Origin of the sequence: Thermacetogenium phaeum DSM 12270 (genome assembly GCF_000305935.1) — a bacterium.
In the GTDB taxonomy this organism is placed as follows: Bacteria; Bacillota; DSM-12270; order Thermacetogeniales; family Thermacetogeniaceae; genus Thermacetogenium; species Thermacetogenium phaeum.
This window is the reverse complement of sequence record NC_018870.1, coordinates 2,082,773-2,102,322: the sequence shown is the minus strand read 5'-3', so window position 1 is coordinate 2,102,322 and position 19,550 is coordinate 2,082,773. Positions and strand designations below refer to the sequence as shown.

20 protein-coding genes and 2 pseudogenes are annotated in these 19,550 nt (G+C 51.3%); 17 read left to right on the top strand and 5 right to left on the bottom strand.

Features of this window, described 5'->3' with window-relative positions:
* Positions 1 to 268: 268 nt before the first annotated feature.
* Positions 269 to 892, top strand: a pseudogene (locus TPH_RS10280) (IS110 family transposase); the annotation flags it as partial.
* Positions 893 to 1,080: 188 nt separating this feature from the next.
* Positions 1,081 to 1,374 carry a DUF4277 domain-containing protein gene (locus TPH_RS10275; RefSeq protein ID WP_015051141.1) on the top strand — a complete coding sequence of 98 codons (294 nt, stop codon included), beginning with the start codon at positions 1,081 to 1,083 and terminating at the stop codon, positions 1,372 to 1,374.
* A 499-nt stretch (positions 1,375 to 1,873) separates the two neighbouring features.
* On the opposite strand, the gene TPH_RS10270 is transcribed toward TPH_RS10275, so the two are convergent.
* The 3 genes from TPH_RS10270 to TPH_RS10260 all read right to left on the bottom strand — a co-directional run bounded on the left by TPH_RS10270 (position 1,874) and on the right by TPH_RS10260 (position 4,626).
* Entirely contained in the window at positions 1,874 to 2,467 is a 594-nt protein-coding gene (locus tag TPH_RS10270; protein WP_015051140.1) for a hypothetical protein, read from the bottom strand.
* A gap of 267 nt (positions 2,468 to 2,734) precedes the next feature.
* Entirely contained in the window at positions 2,735 to 3,739 is a 1,005-nt protein-coding gene (locus TPH_RS10265) for a hypothetical protein (protein WP_015051138.1), read from the bottom strand.
* Positions 3,740 to 4,290: 551 nt separating this feature from the next.
* Positions 4,291 to 4,626: a DUF4367 domain-containing protein gene (locus TPH_RS10260; RefSeq protein ID WP_236608785.1), complete on the bottom strand. Its 336-nt coding sequence runs from the start codon at positions 4,624 to 4,626 to the stop codon at positions 4,291 to 4,293.
* Positions 4,627 to 5,364: 738 nt separating this feature from the next.
* On the opposite strand from TPH_RS10260, the gene TPH_RS10255 reads away from it, so the two are divergent.
* The 3 genes from TPH_RS10255 to TPH_RS10245 are packed head-to-tail and all read left to right on the top strand — an operon-like array spanning position 5,365 to position 8,490.
* Positions 5,365 to 7,902 carry a heavy metal translocating P-type ATPase gene (locus TPH_RS10255; protein ID WP_037998925.1) on the top strand — a complete coding sequence of 846 codons (2,538 nt, stop codon included), beginning with the start codon at positions 5,365 to 5,367 and terminating at the stop codon, positions 7,900 to 7,902.
* 27 nt (positions 7,903 to 7,929) lie between these two features.
* The gene (locus tag TPH_RS10250; protein WP_201764446.1) at positions 7,930 to 8,157 is read left to right on the top strand and encodes a hypothetical protein; all 228 of its coding nucleotides are present in this window, start codon (positions 7,930 to 7,932) and stop codon (positions 8,155 to 8,157) included.
* 60 nt (positions 8,158 to 8,217) lie between these two features.
* On the top strand, positions 8,218 to 8,490 hold the full coding sequence (locus tag TPH_RS10245) for a metal-sensitive transcriptional regulator (RefSeq protein ID WP_015051134.1): 273 nt from the start codon (positions 8,218 to 8,220) through the stop codon (positions 8,488 to 8,490).
* Positions 8,491 to 8,529: 39 nt separating this feature from the next.
* Here TPH_RS10245 and TPH_RS16575 read toward each other — a convergent pair.
* A pseudogene (locus TPH_RS16575) lies at positions 8,530 to 8,670 on the bottom strand (hypothetical protein); the annotation flags it as partial.
* Between the two features lie 54 nt (positions 8,671 to 8,724).
* Between TPH_RS16575 and TPH_RS16220 the strand changes: the two are divergent.
* The 6 genes from TPH_RS16220 (at position 8,725) to TPH_RS10215 (ending at position 14,432) form a co-directional block, all read left to right on the top strand.
* Positions 8,725 to 8,859: a hypothetical protein gene (locus TPH_RS16220; protein WP_269077470.1), complete on the top strand. Its 135-nt coding sequence runs from the start codon at positions 8,725 to 8,727 to the stop codon at positions 8,857 to 8,859.
* A gap of 444 nt (positions 8,860 to 9,303) precedes the next feature.
* Entirely contained in the window at positions 9,304 to 10,395 is a 1,092-nt protein-coding gene (locus TPH_RS10240; protein ID WP_015051133.1) for a PocR ligand-binding domain-containing protein, read from the top strand.
* The gene (locus TPH_RS10235) at positions 10,316 to 12,016 is read left to right on the top strand and encodes an IS1634 family transposase (protein ID WP_015050280.1); all 1,701 of its coding nucleotides are present in this window, start codon (positions 10,316 to 10,318) and stop codon (positions 12,014 to 12,016) included. The genes TPH_RS10240 and TPH_RS10235 overlap by 80 nt, the downstream gene beginning before the upstream one ends.
* Before the next feature lie 66 nt (positions 12,017 to 12,082).
* Positions 12,083 to 12,424 carry a sensor histidine kinase gene (locus TPH_RS10230; RefSeq protein WP_015051131.1) on the top strand — a complete coding sequence of 114 codons (342 nt, stop codon included), beginning with the start codon at positions 12,083 to 12,085 and terminating at the stop codon, positions 12,422 to 12,424.
* On the top strand, positions 12,402 to 13,142 hold the full coding sequence (locus tag TPH_RS10225; protein WP_015051130.1) for a response regulator transcription factor: 741 nt from the start codon (positions 12,402 to 12,404) through the stop codon (positions 13,140 to 13,142). The genes TPH_RS10230 and TPH_RS10225 overlap by 23 nt, the downstream gene beginning before the upstream one ends.
* 201 nt (positions 13,143 to 13,343) lie before the next feature.
* The gene (locus tag TPH_RS10215; RefSeq protein ID WP_015051129.1) at positions 13,344 to 14,432 is read left to right on the top strand and encodes a TDT family transporter; all 1,089 of its coding nucleotides are present in this window, start codon (positions 13,344 to 13,346) and stop codon (positions 14,430 to 14,432) included.
* On the opposite strand, the gene TPH_RS16570 is transcribed toward TPH_RS10215, so the two are convergent.
* A complete protein-coding gene (locus tag TPH_RS16570) occupies positions 14,422 to 14,526 on the bottom strand; it encodes a DUF2935 domain-containing protein (RefSeq protein ID WP_408033295.1) in 105 nt (34 codons plus the stop codon). The two genes, TPH_RS10215 and TPH_RS16570, sit on opposite strands and share 11 nt — an antisense overlap.
* 322 nt (positions 14,527 to 14,848) lie before the next feature.
* Between TPH_RS16570 and TPH_RS15460 the strand changes: the two genes are divergently transcribed.
* From TPH_RS15460 to TPH_RS10190, 6 genes are all read left to right on the top strand, one after another.
* Positions 14,849 to 15,019 carry a hypothetical protein gene (locus tag TPH_RS15460; protein ID WP_015051127.1) on the top strand — a complete coding sequence of 57 codons (171 nt, stop codon included), beginning with the start codon at positions 14,849 to 14,851 and terminating at the stop codon, positions 15,017 to 15,019.
* A 40-nt stretch (positions 15,020 to 15,059) separates the two neighbouring features.
* Positions 15,060 to 15,515: an RrF2 family transcriptional regulator gene (locus TPH_RS10210; protein ID WP_428837343.1), complete on the top strand. Its 456-nt coding sequence runs from the start codon at positions 15,060 to 15,062 to the stop codon at positions 15,513 to 15,515.
* 507 nt (positions 15,516 to 16,022) lie between these two features.
* Positions 16,023 to 16,682: an anthranilate synthase component II gene (locus TPH_RS10205; RefSeq protein ID WP_015051125.1), complete on the top strand. Its 660-nt coding sequence runs from the start codon at positions 16,023 to 16,025 to the stop codon at positions 16,680 to 16,682.
* A complete protein-coding gene (gene pabB / locus TPH_RS10200; RefSeq protein ID WP_015051124.1) occupies positions 16,672 to 18,090 on the top strand; it encodes an aminodeoxychorismate synthase, component I in 1,419 nt (472 codons plus the stop codon). The genes TPH_RS10205 and pabB overlap by 11 nt, the downstream gene beginning before the upstream one ends.
* Positions 18,078 to 18,911, top strand: coding sequence for an aminotransferase class IV (locus tag TPH_RS10195; protein ID WP_015051123.1), 834 nt, complete (start codon positions 18,078 to 18,080; stop codon positions 18,909 to 18,911). Before pabB ends, TPH_RS10195 begins: the two co-directional genes overlap by 13 nt.
* A gap of 188 nt (positions 18,912 to 19,099) precedes the next feature.
* A complete protein-coding gene (locus tag TPH_RS10190; protein WP_015051122.1) occupies positions 19,100 to 19,537 on the top strand; it encodes a hypothetical protein in 438 nt (145 codons plus the stop codon).
* The last annotated feature ends 13 nt before the right edge of the window (positions 19,538 to 19,550 follow it).

The following is a 19,550-nucleotide window of genomic DNA, read 5'->3' as shown; positions in this document are numbered from 1 at the left end:
AATACCTCCTTGTACTATAGAGTTAGTTTTAATTAGCTCCAAGCCAATAGACTTGATCCTTGACAACCACATAGGAATCCCGGGGCAACTCGGATATAAATATTCTCGTAGAAGCAGGGGGGCTTCGATCGACGTCCTGAGAAGCATGCTGTCTCGTGAGACAGAGTGAAGCCCCGCCCATACGAGAGGACTCGAATGAGCACGTTGTGGATACAGCTTGCTGTATGCCGCGAGTTACGAGCAAGGTTGAGTTGCTCGTAAGTGCCGCTTTCTTGAAAAACATTCTCGCAGCCGCTTCGGTGAAGAAAGAGCTAAAAAGATTCAATCCCTGGCTAAAGGCACTTTCGGCATTACTCTGGCTCTGGATGCTTTCTCTCTTCAGCTGCGTTTGCTGGTTGAGCAAATCGAGTTCATTGAGGAGCAGATCAAGGTTATCGAGGAGGCAATTAACGAGGTTATGGAGGAGCTTCGCCCCAGCAAGGATACCCCCTATCGCCATGTCATTGAAACCATCCCCGGTATCGGCCCCGTCCTGGCTGCTGCAATTATCGGTGAGATAGGTGATATTTCTCGTTTCCCCAACGCCCGGGCTTCTGGTGGCCTATGCCGGTTTAGATGCTTCCGTCAGGGCTTCAGGGCTGTTTGAAGGTACCCGTAACCGGATGTCTAAACGCGGTTCCCCTATGTTAAGAAACAGCCTGTGGTTGGCCGCCGTTTCCGCCAGTCGCTTCAACCCGGAATTGAGGGCTTATTATGAGTTAAAACGCAGCCAGGGAAAGCATTCAAGCGTTGCTGTTGCCAGAAAACTTTTCACCTGATTTACTCTCTCTGGAAGGATAACCGGCCGTATGACCCAGGTTATCAGTGGTCCCCACCCGGCAGTAATGCGTGACCAGGATCCCTATGTGATTGTCAAAGATCTTTTTGCTTTAGCCTATTGACTTTTCATAGTACGTCTCTTATGTAATGCTCTATAATATAGACGTTTGAAGATGGCTTTTGGATCGAGTGAAAATGTTAAGTTTTTGTTAAGTTTTCGTATAATATCCACCTCCGGGGATCGACATCAGTATCGATTCCATGAAGTTCATCGGATCGCTCTACCTTTTGAAACCGTTCATTAATTCTCTCGTCATCCGAGAGATCGTGGACCGAATCGTGCCGATGGAGCGTGATGACGGGGGACTCTCCCACGGCCAGATGATCGAGCAACTGGTGTTAAATCGCCTTGACGACCCCTTGCCTCTCCTTTACCTCGAAGATTGGGCGGAGATAAGGGGCATCCGTGAACTCTACGGGATACCGCCTAATAAGCTGAACGACGAACGACGACCGGGTGGGCAGAACTCTGGATGCGGTAGCTCCCTGCGTTGACGATATCGGCGAGGCCGTCGTGCTCGCCGTACTTTCTCACTTCAAGATCGACCCGGACCAGATCCTCTGGGACACCACATCCTTCTACATTCGAAGGGGACTACAATAAAAGCGACCTCATCAGGCTGGGCTTTCGTCCTGACCAGAAGAAGGACAAAAAGCAGGCGGTGGTGGAGCTGAACGTGACAAACTCATACCAAATCGGGCCAGGAGATTGAATCCTTTATGGAGAATTAATCATTATAAATGACAAACCTCAATCCGGGCGGTGATTCCAGATGATGGGTCGAAAATCCCCAGGGCGCAAGATCTTTTACAAAAATAAGCCACTGTGATCTTTTAAAATGATCCACCCTCCTTGCTGAGCTGTCTTAGACTGACGTTGTTTGAGCCGGTAGGACTCACCATTCATATTGAGAATATGTGCCCTATGCGTCAGCGGTCGACCGGTAACATCGGTGTTCCGTTTTGAAGAAAGTCCCCAGCAACTGGTGTCTAGTCAGTCAAGAGCACCGACCATCATTATTTGAAGGAATCCTAACAGAATTGCGGCAAGGTAGGTATTGGCAATTATGGCCAGTACCAGGATGAAAGAGAGCTTTTTTGACCTGAACGTTAAGACAGTTAGAGATGTTACGAGAACAAAAACCCGGATGGCAAGGTTTCCGAGAGAATTCAAACTCTGACCGATGGTTCCTGTTGCCCCGCGGTAAAGAAGGTACAGTATTTCTGCTGGGGTAGATAATAAAGAAAAAACATCTTCAATGACACTCTTTGACCCCGGGATTATTTCAAACACGAGATACAGCAAAACGGGAGCCGAAGCTAGGCTGACATCAAATAAAGCCCTTGGGTAGCTTAAAGGGTTCCCACCTTTGGCATGCCAATACCGGTAGAAGATAGCAATGAGGCCAACGGTGAGTCCGGGCATTAAGAACAGGACACAATAAATAACCGGATACCTTAAGAAGGTGATTTTTTCATGTACAAATAGAACCCGGTATGAGAGGATATTTATCAGACCAGCAGTTATACAAAACATGAGGACAATAATGAGTTTTATATGAGAATAATTCTTAACGTTGTTATCCACTATGAATCCCCTCCTCCAGGAGAAGTTACAATATCGAAGAGCTTCACGGTCCTTTTACTATATGTCTTGTCAATCCATATCTTCTTACTTTATTAAACCAGCTAAATAAATACTCGACATCCAAATAGATCGCACCCAAATAATTACCACAAGAGATTTTTTAATTGATGTAGCGCTTCATGGGGAAAACCTTCGTGCTAAACTGATCCTGTGCCACGTGTTTAAAATTGTTGGCGGTTGTTTCAGGACCGCCAGTTGCTAACATACCTATTCCTTGGGTTCCTCAAAAGAAACATTGGGATCCTGTTTTAACTTAGACGCCATTTCTTGGGTATTTTCTAATACAAGTGCAGAAATCGCTATACTTTCCTTTTCTAACATATTAAGCATTTTTTGTTGTAGGGCTTTTACTTTTTCCAATGCACTTCTTTCTCGTAACTGATTATTGGTAATAAGGCTCTCAGTCAAGAATAAATCTAACTTAAGTTTCTCTTTAACATCCTGTAAAGACCGGTGAACATCCTTGTTATAATTAAATCCACCGACTAAATCATTGTTAGTAGCTTTAAAATTGATTGCAAGTGGGTTAATTTGATGGTTTAGGATGAATTGTTCCGTTTCCAAAACAGTAAGCGGCTTCTTAAAGAAAACCGTGATTTTCTCTAAACGTTCCGAGCTCTGCATATGCAAATCATTCTCTTGGATACATTGTATTTGAGAGTCTTGCTGGAGAGAATCAGGAAGACCACCACCCCATGTTCCATCATCGGGTGCTGTTGAGCTGGTAATGGTGTAATATTCTAGTGGTATGTTATATGATTGACCAGGAACATCCTGACAACGTTCCGCCTCCAGGATGAAAGATGCACTGGTGACGCTAGGATTTTGATCTTTCAAATCAATGTACATAGAGTATTCCGTATTAGTCCGAATGCCTTCCGCATCATCCGAACCGATAACAAATTCGTCATGTCCTTGTCCTTGATTGTCTTCGAGATCTAAATATGCTTGTGGTAAGTTGCTACTCCAGTACCCATCGTACTGAGCAAAACCTTCATTATTCACTCTAAATTCATGCTCATATGCTTCTGGGTACCATGCTGTAAAACCCGACTCATTCCAAATAAATGCTGAAAACGCCCAACTTTTTCTGATGTCATATACACCTTTGTCAGGAACATATGCTGGCAAAGCAGCAAAAGTCACAGAGGGAAAAGATAATGTAACCACAAAACAGATTAATACAACCAATACTATTTTTCCTTTCAGCATAAAGCAATACCTCCTTGAGATGTTGATAAATCGTAAAGTCATTGAAAGTGCATAAAGCAACTTAAGTTAATTTGCCATAATAGTGTTCATCCTCTCGATTTTCCTTTACAGAGGTCGAGCGTCAGGCTAAAATAAATCTGCCTGCACCCTTGCCTTGCAAAGGAAGGGTACTCGCCGCTGGTTGAACCGTTGGTTGATGGCCTGCCGGTTCACCGGGGGCCGTTCTTTTAGACAAAGAATTTTAGATAAAGAATACAAATGACTTCGTGTTAACGAATCTGTGTTTTGTATCACCTCCCGGAATCATCACTTCGGTAAAGCCTTAATACACGTAGATATAACCGGATGTCGAAACCGCCGGTGAGGCGGGGTCGTAGCTGCCGTCGTTGTAGCACTGGTGCCTGGCCATGGTTCTGTAGTAATACCCCGGTGTTACGGTCAAGTCGTGTTCCCCTGTGACGGAAACGGTGTTGTAGGCAGTGGCATTGTAGCCGCCGGAGATGGTGACCCACTGGGATCAGGGTTTTCTCAATTTAAATACCTCCCGTTTATTAGTTCAGCTGGCGGAGGGAAGAGGCGACACGCTCAATTTCCGAGGGACCGATTGCACCTCCTATCCTGTAATTGCGATCCCCCTCGGCCCACGTAAGCTGGCTGTAGCCGCCGTTGCTCTGCCTGTAATACAATTTTCCGGGATTGCCTCGTACGGCAACATCGCTGACCACCGTATCATCGGTGTCGAAAGAGTAGCCGATGCCCTGGTTCTCCGCCTTCCATTGAACAATGAGCAGCCACTTCTCCCCTGCTGTGTAGTAGAGCTCAACCCTGGCGAACCCTTTGCCTTCGGGATAATATTTAACCTGGGGTAAAGTAAATCCGTGCGGCAAATAACCCGGCACCAATAATTTAAAGGGGCACTTTGCTGCTACCGCCGCCGGGGATTGTTCCAGCTGCGGCGAGCATAAATCTCCTCTTATGTAATGCTCTATAATATAGACGTTTGAAAAGGGCTTTTGGATCGAGTGAAAATGTTAAGTTTTTGTTAAGATCTCTACCCCTTCAAAAACAAGCCCTTGGTCTCGCAGATTGGGAGTTCAAGGAATGTACTGTCATACCGATCCGATCGGATAGGGTGGGGGATTGAATATGGCCGCCAAGGCGCGAGGCACAATAACATTGTGAAATACCAGAGCTTCACCGATGAAGCAGGTGGGGTTCGAATACGTGTGACGCAGGTTTTAAGGAAGTAAAAAATGAGCCCCACAACAAACCGGCTTTAACCGGCCTGGTGCGGGGCTTCAAACAGCCACAAAGAATAGGGGGTATTACATTGAGAAGCAGAAAATCTTTATCTGGACGACGCTAATGGCCATCTCTGCAGTGAGCAACAGGTCTGAGCATATATCTTTTCCTCAGCATTGCGATCTCTCCTTTCCGGTTGGACGATTTTATTGTAATACCCCGTTAAGGGTATAATCAACTGGCTTCACAAAAACTTCACACATGTGCGTTTATAACAAGCCTAATGGTTGACATATGCGGTTAATAGATGCATAATGAAAACAGATGAATATACCCATACCGGGTAGAGAAGCGCACCTCAAATGTTACCGGGGGTGAACGTCATGGAAAACGGGGCGGAAAGAGCAGGGCCCGCCCGGGTGACTTTGCCCGTACGGGGTATGACCTGTGCGGCGTGTGTCGCCAGGGTGGAAAAGACCCTGAAAAACATCCCGGGAGTGGAGGGAGCCCGGGTGAACCTGGTAGCCGGGAAGGCTGCTGTGGATTACCTTCCGGAGCGGGTGAGCGTGCCTCAAATGGTCAAGGCCATCCAGGAGATCGGCTACGAAGTACCGGAGGAAGAGGTGCTCTTGACCGTTCGGGGTATGACCTGCGCTGCCTGTGTGGCCCGGGTGGAAAGAACTCTTAGAGCTCTGCCGGGAGTAACGTCGGTGGTGGTCAACCTCCCGGCTGAGTCGGCAAAGATCCGGTTCTACCCGGGTGCCGTTGACAAATCCCGCATCAAGCAGGAGATCAATGCCCTTGGTTACGAGGCTTCGGAAAAGCTGACGGGTCAGGAGGCACTCGACCGGGAGAAAGAGGCCCGGGAACGGGAGATCAGGTACCAGCGGCGCAATATGTGGATCGCCTGGCCGTTGGCGATTCTGGTTATGGTGGGCATGTTCCGGGATATGTGGATTTTCCCGTACTTTGTACCAAAATTCCTGGGCAACGTCTATGTGCTTTGGGCCCTGACCACACCGGTAGCCTTCATCCCCGGCTGGCAGTTTTTCGTGCACAGCTGGAACGGTCTGAAGCGGGGTACCACCGACATGAACCTCCTTTATGCCACAGGTATCGGCGCCGCTTACCTGATAGCTACAATCAATACCCTGTGGCCCAATGCGGGTTTCGGCGGCCGTGGCGCGACCTTCTTTGAGTCGGCCGCCCTGCTGACAGCCTTTATCGTGCTCGGGCGCTACCTGGAGGCCCTTACCCGCGGCCGGACTTCCGAGGCCATCAGGAAGCTGATGAGCCTGCGGGCCAGAACCGCATTGGTTGTCCGGGACGGCCGGGAGATCGAGATTGCAGCCGATGAGGTAGAGGTGGGGGACATTGTAGTGGTTCGTCCCGGCGAAAGCATCCCGGTGGACGGGGAAGTGATCGAGGGTTATTCGGCCGTGGATGAATCGATGATTACCGGCGAAAGCATCCCTGTGGAAAAACGCCCTGGCGCCCAGGTGATTGGAGCGACCATCAACAAGACCGGCTCTTTCAAGTTCAGGGCTACCCGGGTGGGGAGCGAGACGACACTCGCCCAGATCATCAAGCTGGTGGAGGATGCCCAGGCGTCCAAGGCACCCATTCAAAGGCTCGCCGATTTTGTGGCAGGTCATTTCATTGCCGGGGTCCATGTCCTGGCCCTCCTTGTCTTCCTGTTCTGGTTCTTTATAGGCTATAACGCTTTCTTCCTGCCCGGCAGCCGCTTCATCCTCTCGCCCTTTAGCCTGGCCCAGGTGGGCGTCTTCGGGTTCTCCCTGCTGTTGTCGGTAACCACCCTTGTGATTTCCTGCCCATGTGCTCTCGGGTTGGCCACTCCCAGTGCGGTCATGGCCGGGACGGGCAAGGGCGCCGAAAACGGGATCCTCTTTAAAGGCGCCGATGCGGTTGAGGAGAGCAGCAAGCTGAATGCTATAGTCTTTGATAAAACGGGGACCTTGACCAAAGGGGAGCCTTCCGTCACCGATATTATTGCAGCGGAGGGGTTCGATAAACAAGAGGTTCTGAGGTTGGCCGCCATGGCCGAAAAACCGTCCGAGCATCCCCTTGGGGAGGCCATTGTCCGCGGAGCCCGTGACGAAGGCCTTGAGATCGAGGATGTTCGGGACTTTGAAGCCGTTCCGGGCCACGGCGTGCGGGCCGTGTACCGGGGGCGGGAGATCCTTTTGGGCAACCGCCGTTTGATGCAGCAGAGAAACATCAACATAGGTGACCTGGCAGCCCGGATGGAGGAACTGGAAGAGGAAGGCAAGACCGCTATGTTGCTGGCCGTTGACGGTAAGGCCGCCGGTGTGATCGCCGTGGCCGACACTCTCAAGGAAAGCACAAAGGTGGCGGTAGAGCGCCTGCAGAAAATGGGCATTCAGGTGGCCATGATTACCGGAGATAACCGCCGCACGGCCGAGGCCATTGCCCGGCAGGTTGGGATCAAGACCGTGCTGGCCGAGGTGCTGCCCCAGGACAAGGCCGAAGAAGTTAAAAAGCTTCAGGAAAGAGGGCTCAAGGTGGCCATGGTGGGTGACGGGATCAACGATGCTCCGGCCCTGGCCCAGGCGGACGTGGGGATTGCCATCGGCTCCGGAACCGATGTGGCAAAGGAGACGGGGGACATTATCCTGATCAGGGATGACCTTCGCGATGTGGTGGGAGCTATCGAAATCGGCAGAGCGACCATGGGGAAGATCAGGCAGAACCTGGTATGGGCTTTCCTGTACAACGCCCTGGGGATTCCCATTGCCGCCGGAGTCCTGTATCCCTTCACCGGGCTCATCGTCAGCCCCGAACTGGCAGCCTTTTTTATGGCCATGAGTTCGGTATCGGTAACGTTAAATACGCTCCTTTTAAAGCGGTTCCGGCCTTCCCTCCGGGAGAGGCCTGTGTAGCTTATCGAACAAGAGGTTCAAAGCGAGGTGATTGCGGTGCCGGATCTGGAGGCAAAAGCGGCGCGGCTGGCGGCGGTAATCTACACCGGGATTTCACTGGCCCTGGCTGCACTTTTCCTGGCAGGTACGTTTCTTACCGGGAGGAGCTATACGATGGTGGCCCGGATAGGAGGGACGGTGTGGGTTTTTATCCTGACTATGATTATAACGATGCCGATCGTCATTCCTTACGTTAAAAAGAAAGTAGTGGGTTGACAGATCATCTCTGTTTTTCAGTGACACCAGTAGGATCCTTTTTGTAAGGGGGGAGGATAGTTGAATTCTTACGAGGTGGAGAAAGATGATCTGCTCCGGCGGCTGCGGAAGATAGAAGGGCAGGTCAGAGGCATCCAGCGCATGATCGAGGAGGGCCGTTACTGTATCGATGTTTTGACTCAACTGGCAGCGGCAAGGCAGGGCCTGAACCGGGTTGGCATGCTGATCCTTGACCGCCACATCAAGGGATGTGTGATTAACGCCATACGATCAGGGGAAGAGGAGAGAGCGGTTGAGGAACTGAACCAGGTGTTGCTCAGATTTATTCGTTGAGAGGGTTTTGTTGTATTGCCCCTTCATTTTTTTAATTCATTAGGGAGGGGTTAGTTCATTTCTGGGGATATTCTCTTTTTCGTCCAGATAAAGCAGGAGTGCCAGTTTTAATTTGAAGGCATCTGTAAATTTTGTGGGATCTAGTCCAGTCGCTGATTGGATCTTCTTCAGTCGATGAAATAAAGTGTTTCGGTAGCCTTACCTGAATGGACTGCGCTGCCAGGTTTGAAAGAGATGTGGCAGCCATCCCTGGAGTTACCAGGGCAGGAACTCGATTTTGGATCTTTCAGGCTGGCAGTGGATGGGAAGTTTGATCCCGAAGCAGTTGTCAGGGAAGGCACGCGGCACGATATTGTCGATCGGGAATAGCCCTCCTCTTCGGTTGGATTTTGAAATTGACCGCTCCGGAGCCAGTCGAAATTGTTCTCTTTCTGACGGGCATGGGATTGGGGATGCCGCTACTTCAGCCAGATCATCCCGGAGGAAAAATACAGCCCCTACCAGTACCCGCTGATCAGGGAGACGGAAATTGCTACGAGAAAATGACTTCACGGACACCTGCCCCTCCGATATGATCAGCCGATCTCTTCGCCGTGAACAGGGGCCCAAGAAAAAAGAAGATAGTGCCATTGGCAATGGGTGGTACCACGGGAAACTGGGAGCCGGGTATTTCTTATCTGAAAAAGCTTGAAGCCTTATCATGCTTTTATTAAGATGTGATAGAAAAATATTGGCAAAACAGGTAATATAAAAGAAAGCAGGAATGCAGAATATCGGTCGGAAATAGCATGTTGAAGACAAAGGGGTGGGTTTGTGAAAGCTTATGCCAACACCCCATTTCAACAAAATCAAGATATCATCCAGCCGGTGCTTGAGAATTTAAGCAATTTTTATCGCCTCTGGATCAAGTATGTAAGCTGTTCCGGGACATATGTCATCACCCCGATTAACAAACAACAGTGCAATTTCTGCCGCCTCATACGCAATCATCCGGTAGGCTATCAGAGGTGCCGGGAGACTGCCAGGCGATGTGTTTACCTCGATCCGCACAGGTACCACCTTTTTCCCTGTCATGCCGGTTTGTACGTCCTTGCCGTTCCTTTACAAGGAGAACGGGGCCCTATTGGAGTGCTGGCCACAGGGGAGATAAGAATAGATGACGGCACCGTCGATACCGGCGAGGTCCTGCAGAAGGTTGCGGACCTGGGTTTGAACCGGGAACGTTTGTCGAGATATTACGAAGAAGTGCCGGTTAAAAAGCGCGAAGAGATCCTGCTGCTTGGGGAGACCCTTTATGCCATCAGCAACTGTTTCATCCGGTTGGGATCTGCCCAGTCAAAGGTCAGACAGGCTGAAATAGAAAATGCCCTGCTGGAATCGGAATTGCGTGCCCTCAGTTCGCAGATCAATCCCCATTTTCTGTTCAATGCCCTTAATACGATCCAGATGTTCTCTTATTTGGAGGGTGCCAGGAGAACGCCGGATATCATCAATGCCCTGAGCAACCTGCTCCGCTCCAGGCTCGACGTCAAAGACCTGCTGACCTCTCTCAGGGATGAGATGGAAGCAGTAAACAGCCTCCTCTTCATCCAAAAAACACGTTTTGAAGACAGGCTTCAGGTGGTGATCGATATCCCCGATGCCCTCCTGGATGCCCGGGTACCGGCACTGTCGCTGCAGCCCCTGGTGGAAAATGCACTCATCCCATCTTCCGCACCCTGCCATTTCATTAAGAAAAAATTTTTAAAAAAATTTTCAGAGCAAGGAGGAATTCCAGAAAATTCCGCGAATTTTCCCCTAATGACAATAATCGGGGGAATTTCGAATGAGAAGCCTCATACCCAAATTCAAGATCCTGAATGCCGGTGCTGCCCCGTTGGTTGCAGCCTTTTGCCGGGAGATTAAACTCAGAGACATCATCGATGAGATGGTTACGTGGGATCCAAAGCAGTGCCGCCTGTCTCCCGGTACACTGATTGAGGCGCTCGTCATCAACGTCCTGACGGCCAGAAAACCTCTCTACCGGGTGGAAGAGTTCTATCGTGAAATGAACCTCAGCGTGCTCTTCGGTGAGGGGATAACCGCTGATGCGTTCAATGATGATGCCCTGGGCAGAGCCCTTACCAAACTGGCCAAAGCCCATCCCAACAGGGTTTACCTGGCTCTGGCCTTATCGGCCATTAAAGTGCACCGGATTGAAACCAGAGTTGTTCATGCCGATACCACTTCCATCTCAGTTGCCGGAGAGTACGACTGGGAAGATGAAGATAACCATTTACTCGACATCACCTACGGCTACAGCAAAGACCGCCGCCCTGACCTGAAGCAGTTTCTTTACGGCCTCATCACTACCGGCGAAGGGATCCCCATCTTTGGGGAAATGCGTGACGGCAACATGAGCGATAAGAAATGGAATAAAGAGGTCCTTGACCGGCTGCAAGCCATGCTGCCTTGCGATAGCGGCAAAAGAATCTACGTTGCTGATTCAGCCCTGGTCACCAATGACAACCTTGATCTCCTGTTTGAAAAGAAGATTCCCTTCATTTCACGGCTGCCGGAAACTTTCAGCATCTCCGCCGAACTGAAAGACTGGGCATGGTCGGAGAACCGGTGGCAGCACCTGGGCAGTCTCGTACAGAAAAAGGATGCCGCAGTTTACAGGATCCAGCAGGCGGTCAGGGAACTCAACGGCCACACCTACCGGTTCATCGTAGTGCACTCCTCATCCCTGGACAAGAAGAAAGAGAAAAGCATCAAGAAGATGATCGAAACCAGGAAGTCGGAGCTGCTTTCTGCCTGTGATGAGCTTGCTAAAAGGAAATTCTTCTGCGAGGCCGATGCCAAAAAAGAACTGGAGATCTTTTTGGCAAAGCACGCTTCACCGCTCTTTGAATTGAAGACCGAAATCAAAGAGGAGCAGGTGATCAAGCGCCGGGTGGGGCGGCCTCGCAAGGGTGAGCCGGTGAACTATCAGACCTATTATCGCGTGGTTCCCTCTCTGGTCTCTGTCAATGAGGAGTTTGTCAAGGAGCTCAAGGCAAAAGCCGCTACTTTCGTGTTGATTACGAACATTCTTGATGATAAAGAGCTTTCTCCCGCTGATGTGCTGCGGGAATACAAAAACCAGACTGCAGTAGAACTGTCTTTCCGCTTCCTGAAGAATCCGGTTTATGTGGATGGGATTTACGTCAAGAACCCGGAACGGGTGGTGGCTATAGGCTATGTCTTCCTGATGGCCTTACTGATTTATGCCCTGCTGCAGCGCCGGGTGCGGCGTAATCTCGCCAAAGAAAGTAAGCCTTTGGCGATCCCCGGGAAGCGCAAGTCTTTCAGCCCAACGGGGACAATGCTGCTGGAGATGCTGAAACCCCTTACCATAGCCACTATTGAAACCGATTCCGGTTTTATCCATCAGGTTCCGGAGAACCAGTGGACCGAAGATATCCGCCGGCTTTTGCATCTTGCCGGTTTCAGTGAAGAGATTTACTGCGGTACGAATTATGGGAGGTCTCCTTATGCCAACTAGCTTTTATTAGTTGCCATTTTTAGCCATCATAAAATTAAAGGTCGTTTTCATTTCAGGGTGCGAAATGTGGGACTCATCCACGGATTGGAGCCTTATGAAGGGATCGGCCGCCTGGAGTTACAGGCGGAAGTGCAGGGCCGGGATCTGATATTTCACGTGAGGGATAACGGTGTCGGAATGACGCCGGAAGAGCTCGCAAAAATCACCGGGAGGCTTAACCGGAAAGAGATATTCGAGGAATCAGGTGAAATCGGGATGGCGAATGTTCAGAAACGCTGCCTCGCCCTTTTCGGCGAAGGCTACGGGATCCGCATCAAAAGCGAAAAGAACAGGGGTACGGAGGTGACGCTCCGGATCCCTTTCACAACCGGAGATGGAAGGAAAAATGAAGATTTTATTGGCAGATGACGAGCCCATTGTCCGCCGCGGGCTCAAGCAGATGATTAAAAACCTTAATTTTTCCTTTGCTGCCGTCCTGGAAGCCGCGACAGGTGGGGAGGCGATTGCTTTAACCGGACGGTACCGCCCGGAGATCATCCTGCTCGATGTTAAAATGCCCGGTCTTGATGGGATTGCCGCCGCCCAAAAGATCAAGCAGGTAAACCCTCAAACCAGGATAATCTTTTTGACGGCGTACGCACGCTTTGATTACGCCCGGGCGGCCGTTCGCTGCGGCGCCAAAGACTACCTTGTCAAGCCGGTGCATCCCGACGAACTCAAGCGGGCAATCGGTGCTTGCCTCGAAGAACTATCGGCCGTACGGCCATCTGCAGCCGGGCCTGATGTCGGTTTGACCAGACCACGGCAGCTCATTAAGTCGGCGGCTGCCTACATTTTGCAGAACTACATGAAGCCGCTGACACTGGAGGAAGTGGCCCGGCAGGTTCACCTCAGCCCCGCCTATTTTTCCTATTTATTTCGCCGGGAGCAGGGACGGACGTTTACCGATTATCTCACGGCCACAAGATTGGATAAGGCCAAAGAACTGCTCAGAACCGATCCCTCCCTTTCTATCTCCGAAGTCGCCGGGCAGGTGGGCTACGAAGATGCCAATTATTTTTCACGCCTGTTTAAGAAAAAAACCGGTTTAACACCCGCCCGCTATAGAAAAAGAAATCAAGCGTAGAATGTTCATTTGATATTCCGTACCGGAAATAAATCCGGTTTTTTTATGTCTTTTTTTTCGATTTTTATGGGTTCACCTGCCAACCTAAAAATAATCCAGAAGTGCGAAAAGATCGTGCAGTGATTACCGGGAGCAATCTTTCTAAAATGAAAGCGAAAGAAGGCGGCGCCTTGCCTGGAGGTTTGGAAAGGAGAGATTGTATTGGAAGCAAAGGTGCAGTTGCAGGAACCCGGGATGAAGGGTTTGACCAAGGTTATAAAAAATTTTGCCCCGGCCTGGTTTGCCTCTGTTATGGGGACGGGAATCTTCGCGGTCACCAGCAAATATTATTCCTGCTACTGGCCCTGGTTAAGCAACGTGGCAGCCTGGCTATGGGTGATCAACATCCTCCTCTTTTGCGCGCTTATTGTTCCCTGGACCCTGCGCTGGTTTTGCTTCACAGAGCAATCCCTGCGTGACCTGCAGCATCCCATTACAGGGCAATTCTACGCCACGATGCCGATCGGGTGTCTGGTGCTGGCGGCAGATTTCCTGGTTATAGGTACCGAATACCTGGGCGTGGATTTGGCGGTCAGGATCGCCAAGGTCTGCTGGGTATCTGGGGGGATCCTGGCCCTGGCCTTTGCCATTATCACACCGGTTATCAATTTGTTCAACCGGGCAACGGTTGCCGACCTGAATCCGGCCTGGTTCATGCCCCCGGTGAGCCTGATCGTGGCACCCATTGCCGGCGCCAAACTCATTCCCTACTGGCCGCAATCCTTTCAGAAGTTGCTGCTGCTGATAAATTACGCCTCCTGGGGGACCGGCTTCTTTCTCTTCATATTCCTGGCGGTGATCTGTTTCTATAGATTTATTGTTGCTCCACCTCTTCCGGGAGCCTTGATCCCCACCACCTGGATCTACCTGGGGCCCATCGGTTCGGGTACTCTTGCCCTGCTGAATCTGGGAACGGTCAGCGCCCCCTGGCTGGGAAGCCTTGCCCTGCCGGTAATAAAAATCTTCGGTCTGATCTACTGGAGCTTTGGCTTCTGGTGGCTCATTGTGGCAGGCATTGTTACCATCACCAATATCCTGCGCAAGAACCTGCCCTTCGCCCTTTCCTGGTGGGCGTTTACCTTTCCGCTCGGCGCCTACGCCGGGGCAACCTACTCAATTGCCACAGGTTTACAATGCTCACCGCTCAGATTCTACGGGTTTCTTTGCTATTGCCTGCTGGCCTTCTGTTGGCTAACCGTCTTCGGTAAAACGTTTTTCCGGGTCTGTACAGGCGACCTCTTCAAGGGTTAGGAATTGAGAATAGCAGCAAGCTTTCTTCTGTTGGATCAAGGCCGTTTCTGATCAGCCCCGCGTGTTCCTGCATAATCCGGAGCCAGAACTGCATCTCTTGAAGGGCGGCGAAAAGCTCTTTTCTGAGTCCTCCCGGCAATCTTTGCTCCTGATTGGACAATGAAATCCCTCCTTATCGTTTGTGAATTTATGCCGGCACCACGACAATGGCGATGATCTTTCAAGTAGATGGAGCGGGGGCTCTTATTTTCGAAAAAAACATTTGGCCGGTATCAAAATCGCTTGACATCTGACAGCAGATTTTTTATCTTATGATCAAATCCTATTAAATTAATAGGAAATAGTAGTGTAGTTGTCTTACTGAGGATTATTGTGATCAATTTGGGGATATTCTTAACTTGATGGCAGGAGATGACATGAGATGCGCAAGGTGTATCTGGACCACGACGGCGACGACCCCGCTGCATCCGGAGGTTTATTCCCTCATGTGCCGGTTCATGAAGGATACCTTCGGAAACCCGTCCAGCATCCATTCCTATGGGCAGGAGGCCTATACCCATCCGGAACGGGTGGTGACCCGATGTTGACCGGAAGGTGCGGCATCGGACTGCTTCAACATTAGAGGTGATGAAGTTGAAATTATCAACAAAAGGACGATATGGGTTAAGAGCGGTTCTGGACATGGCTCTCCATAAAAGCGAGGGCCCCATAACCTTGAACAGCATAGCGGAACGCCAGGGCATTTCGGAGGGTTACCTGGAACAGCTGATGATGCCTTTGAAAAGGGCCGGCCTGGTCAAAAGCGTCCGCGGTGCTCAGGGTGGCTACGTACTGGCGAAGGAGCCGAAAGACATCACTGTCGGAGAGGTTATCAGGGCTCTGGAGGGTCCGATTGCGCCGGTTGCCTGCGTCAGCGAGGATTACCCTGAGGAGTGCGAACGGGCCGAAGGGTGTGTGACGCGCCTGGTCTGGGCAAAGGTGAGGGACAGCATCGCCGAGGTGCTTGATTCCTTCACCCTCGAAGACCTGGTGCAGGAGTCCAGAAAGCATACCGGTCAGAGTAGCTATATGTATTACATTTAGTTTAGTGTTTAAGGGGGGTGGTTGCTTCCCATCCTGACAGGTCTACCGGCGAGCGACCTGTGGAAGGCCGGGTAACAGGACAGGCGAAGCGAGGATGACAGGTCGGGATGCGAGTACAGATACCTTATTAGTTTCCATGGAATGGATTTGTAGCGAGGCCAAACGCTGCGATTGGCAGAAGCCGTTCGCAACTTGTTACGCAGCATCCCAGAGCTGTCCCGAAGCGAGCCGTCGTCCTGTCCGGCCTGGAATCGGGAGTCGGGCGGTAGACCGGCGGGTGAACTTGATGTATTTTTAGATAGATTAATATACAAGGCGCTGTTTCGTTGAAGGGCTCGGTTATGGCACCTTGACAACAGCCGTGGTTTGTGACAACATGAAAGAAAAAATAATACTTGCATGACGCCTCGGGAAAGGCAAAAAGGACGCGAAATTATTGGGATGCGAACCAGTACGTTAGTACTGGTTTTTTTATTCAGGATATCAGAATAAACGGAGGGATGCTCATTGCTGTTGATGATCGACAATTACGATTCTTTTACCTACAACCTTGTCCAGTATCTGGGGGAAATGGGGGAGGAGGTAAGGGTCTTCCGCAATGATGCTCTTACCTGCAGCCAGATTGCCGCTCTCCAACCGGAAGCTCTGCTTCTTTCTCCGGGGCCTTGCACCCCTGATGAAGCGGGAATCTGCCTGGAGGCGGTAAGGTTCTTTCAAGGGAGGATTCCCATTCTGGGGGTCTGCCTGGGGCACCAGGTTATCGGACAGGCATTTGGGGGAGAGGTTGTCCGGGCGGAGCGCCTGATGCACGGAAAAACCTCCCTGGTTTATCACGATGGCCGCACCATCTACAAAGGCCTGCCCAATCCTTTTACGGCAACGAGGTATCATTCCCTGATACTCAAGAGGGAAACACTGCCCGCTTGCCTGGAGATTTCTGCGGAGACCGAAAGGGGCGAGATTATGGGTGTCAGGCACCGTGAGTTCATCATTGAAGGGGTACAGTTTCATCCCGAATCCATTTTGACGGAGGGGGGTAAGACTTTGCTGCGCAACTTTCTTAACATTGTTCGGGGAAGAGAGCCTGCTGTGAGAAGTAAATTTTCGGAATCCCTCCGAAAGGAGAGGATCGTAGTCAGCCGGGGGGTGGCCAATCTTGATTATTAAGGAGGTCGACTTAAAGGATACTCTCTCTCTTTTTGAGCCTTTCCGCAGCCGCTTCTTCCCTTTTCTTTTAGACAGCGGCATGGACCCCTCCCACCTGGGACGGTACTCGATAATGGGAAGTGACCCCTTTCTGGTGATCCGGGCGAAGGGAAGAGAAATAGCAGTCTTTGACGGCAGCAGTTGGATCAGGAAAGAGGATGATCCCTTTTCTGTTCTCCGGCAGCTGCTGAGCAGATATCAACTGCCTGGCAGCCCTCACCTGCCTGTTGTGGCAGGGGCATTTGGTTATTGCTCCTACGACCTGGGCCGGCTGTTGGAAAAACTTCCCGAACACTCTGCTGACGACCTCAAGGTGCCGGATCTCTATCTGGGTTTTTACGACAGGCTGGCGATTATTGACCACCTGGAGGGGCGGGCGTTTCTTACATCCACCGGTCTGCCTGAGGTTGGAGAGGCAAGGTTAAAGGTAGCGGAACGGCGCTTGCGGGAGCTGCAGGAGATCATCGCGAATAGCAGAGCACCGGTCGATCCGGTAAAATCTGCTGGTTTCGGAGGATCGCCGAAGATTTTCGGGCATTTCACCCGTGATTCTTACTGCCGGGCGGTGCAGAAGGTGAAGGACTATATTGCGGCAGGGGATATTTTTCAGGCCAATCTGACCCAGCGCTTTTCTTGTCCTCTTGAGATCCACCCCTGGCATCTTTACCTGCGTCTCCGCTTGGAGAATCCCGCTCCCTTCGCCGCTTATCTGCACTATCCCGAACTGGATGTCGTCAGTGCCTCTCCGGAGCGCTTTTTGCGCGTGCGCGGTCGCCTTGTAGAGACCAGGCCGATCAAGGGAACCCGGCCGCGGGGGAGGAATCAGGAAGAGGATATGAGACTGCGTGAGGAGCTGTTGCACAGCGAGAAGGATAGGGCGGAGCTGACGATGATCATCGACCTGGAGCGTAATGACCTGGGGAAGGTCTGCAGCTATGGGAGTGTGCATGTCCCGGAGCTGATCTGTCTGGAGGAATATGCCACTGTGTTTCACCTTGTTTCAACTGTAAGGGGGGTCCTGGCACCGGGCCGAGACCTGGTTGATCTCTTGTGCGCCACCTTTCCTGGGGGGTCCATCACCGGCGCCCCAAAGATCCGGGCGATGGAGATCATCGATGAGCTGGAGCCGGTGCGGAGGGGGATATATACGGGTTCGATCGGATATCTGGGGTTTGACGGAAACGCCGACTTGAATATAGTCATCAGAACATTTATCGTCAAGGATGGTGTTGCCTACTTCAACGTAGGAGGGGGAATTGTGGCCGATTCCGACCCGGAGGCGGAGTATCGGGAAACAATAACTAAGGCGAGGGCTTTGTTAAGGGCGCTGGGATACCGCCGGGAGGAGGTAGCGGTATGCCTGGAATAGCCTGGGTGAACGGGGAGATCGGCGATCTAAACCGTCCCCGGTTCGGAGTGCGGGAAAGGGGATTTCTCTACGGAGACGGGGTGTTCGAGACGCTGCGGCTGAGGGATGGCCTCCCACAGGATTGGAAAGAACACCGGCAGCGGCTTTGTCAAGGGTGTTCCGCTTTGAAAATACCCTGCCCCTGGGATGATGTTGAGGCAGGAGTAGCAGAAGTTGCGGCAAGGATCGGGAATGGTGTTCTGCGGGTTACGGTAACCAGAGGTGAGTCCCCAAGGGGGCTGCTGCCTCACCCTGACAGCAGGCCGACTGTTGTGGTGGTCGGTCAGGATGAAGAGCCCTATCCCCGTGATATCTATGAGCGCGGGATGCATGCCTGTCTGGTCAGCTTTCCCCGCAACCACCTCTCCCCCCTTGTCCGGCTCAAATCCCTCAACTGTTTGGAGAATATCCTGGGGCGCCTGGAGGCTGCAGCTGCCGGCTCGCACGAAGGGATATTTTGTAATTATCTGGGAGAAGTGGCGGAGGGCACAACGAGCAACGTCTTTATTGTCCTTGAAGGGAGGATTGTAACGCCGTCCCCAGCGAGCGGGCTGCTGCCCGGGATCACGCGGGCCAAAGTGATGTCTCTGGCCCGCGAACTGGGAATCCCGGTTGTCGAGGGGAGTGTCCTCCCCGAAGATCTCTTGGGCGCGGAGGAGGCATTTTTGACTAACTCCTTGATGGGGATTATGCCGCTTGTCTCCGTGGATGGAAGAAGGGTGGGAACAGGGAGGCCGGGGCCGGTGACGGCGAGCTTGCGTCGGAAACTCCAGTTCTTATAATATTTTTTGCCTCGGCAGGAAATCAATATCATCGGAGAGAAATTACAAGTAGCATTTCTTAAAGTTCGGCACCAGCGGGGGGTTCATTTCTTCTAAGTGCTTTTTGAGGAAAGTTCCTTGGAAAATTTAAGCGTTTGCTGCCCGCAGGTTTCTCTTTTCGGTGCTGATGAGTGAGGAGTGCGGGGCTGTTGATCTTCTATACCGTTCAGCACGTTTTAATCTTACGCCTGCTCATCTGTTATAAGGTTAAATCCGCGACGATCCATAATTTGCTCTTTCTGGTAAGTGCAGCAAAGAACGAAGAGCAGGAACTGGCCTTCTACGATTTTGTCAGAACGCGCTTGGGAGCTTACAGCCGTGGGATCCAACGGATTATCGACGAATTGAAGCAGGAGAGGCTGATCGAAGAATCGGAAGATTCTATACGCATTACGCAGCGGGGGATGCAAATCTACTATAACCTTGGTGCCTCCCTTAACCCCTTCTCATCTTTTTGGGATCTTTGTTTGGAGATCATGGAACGCTACGTGAATGACCCGGAGGGCCTCAGCAAAAGGGTCTTCTGTGACATTACCTTCAGGCGGGCAAAAGTCGGCGAGCGGATCTTCAGCTACGGCTGGTCATAATAAGGGGGAAAGC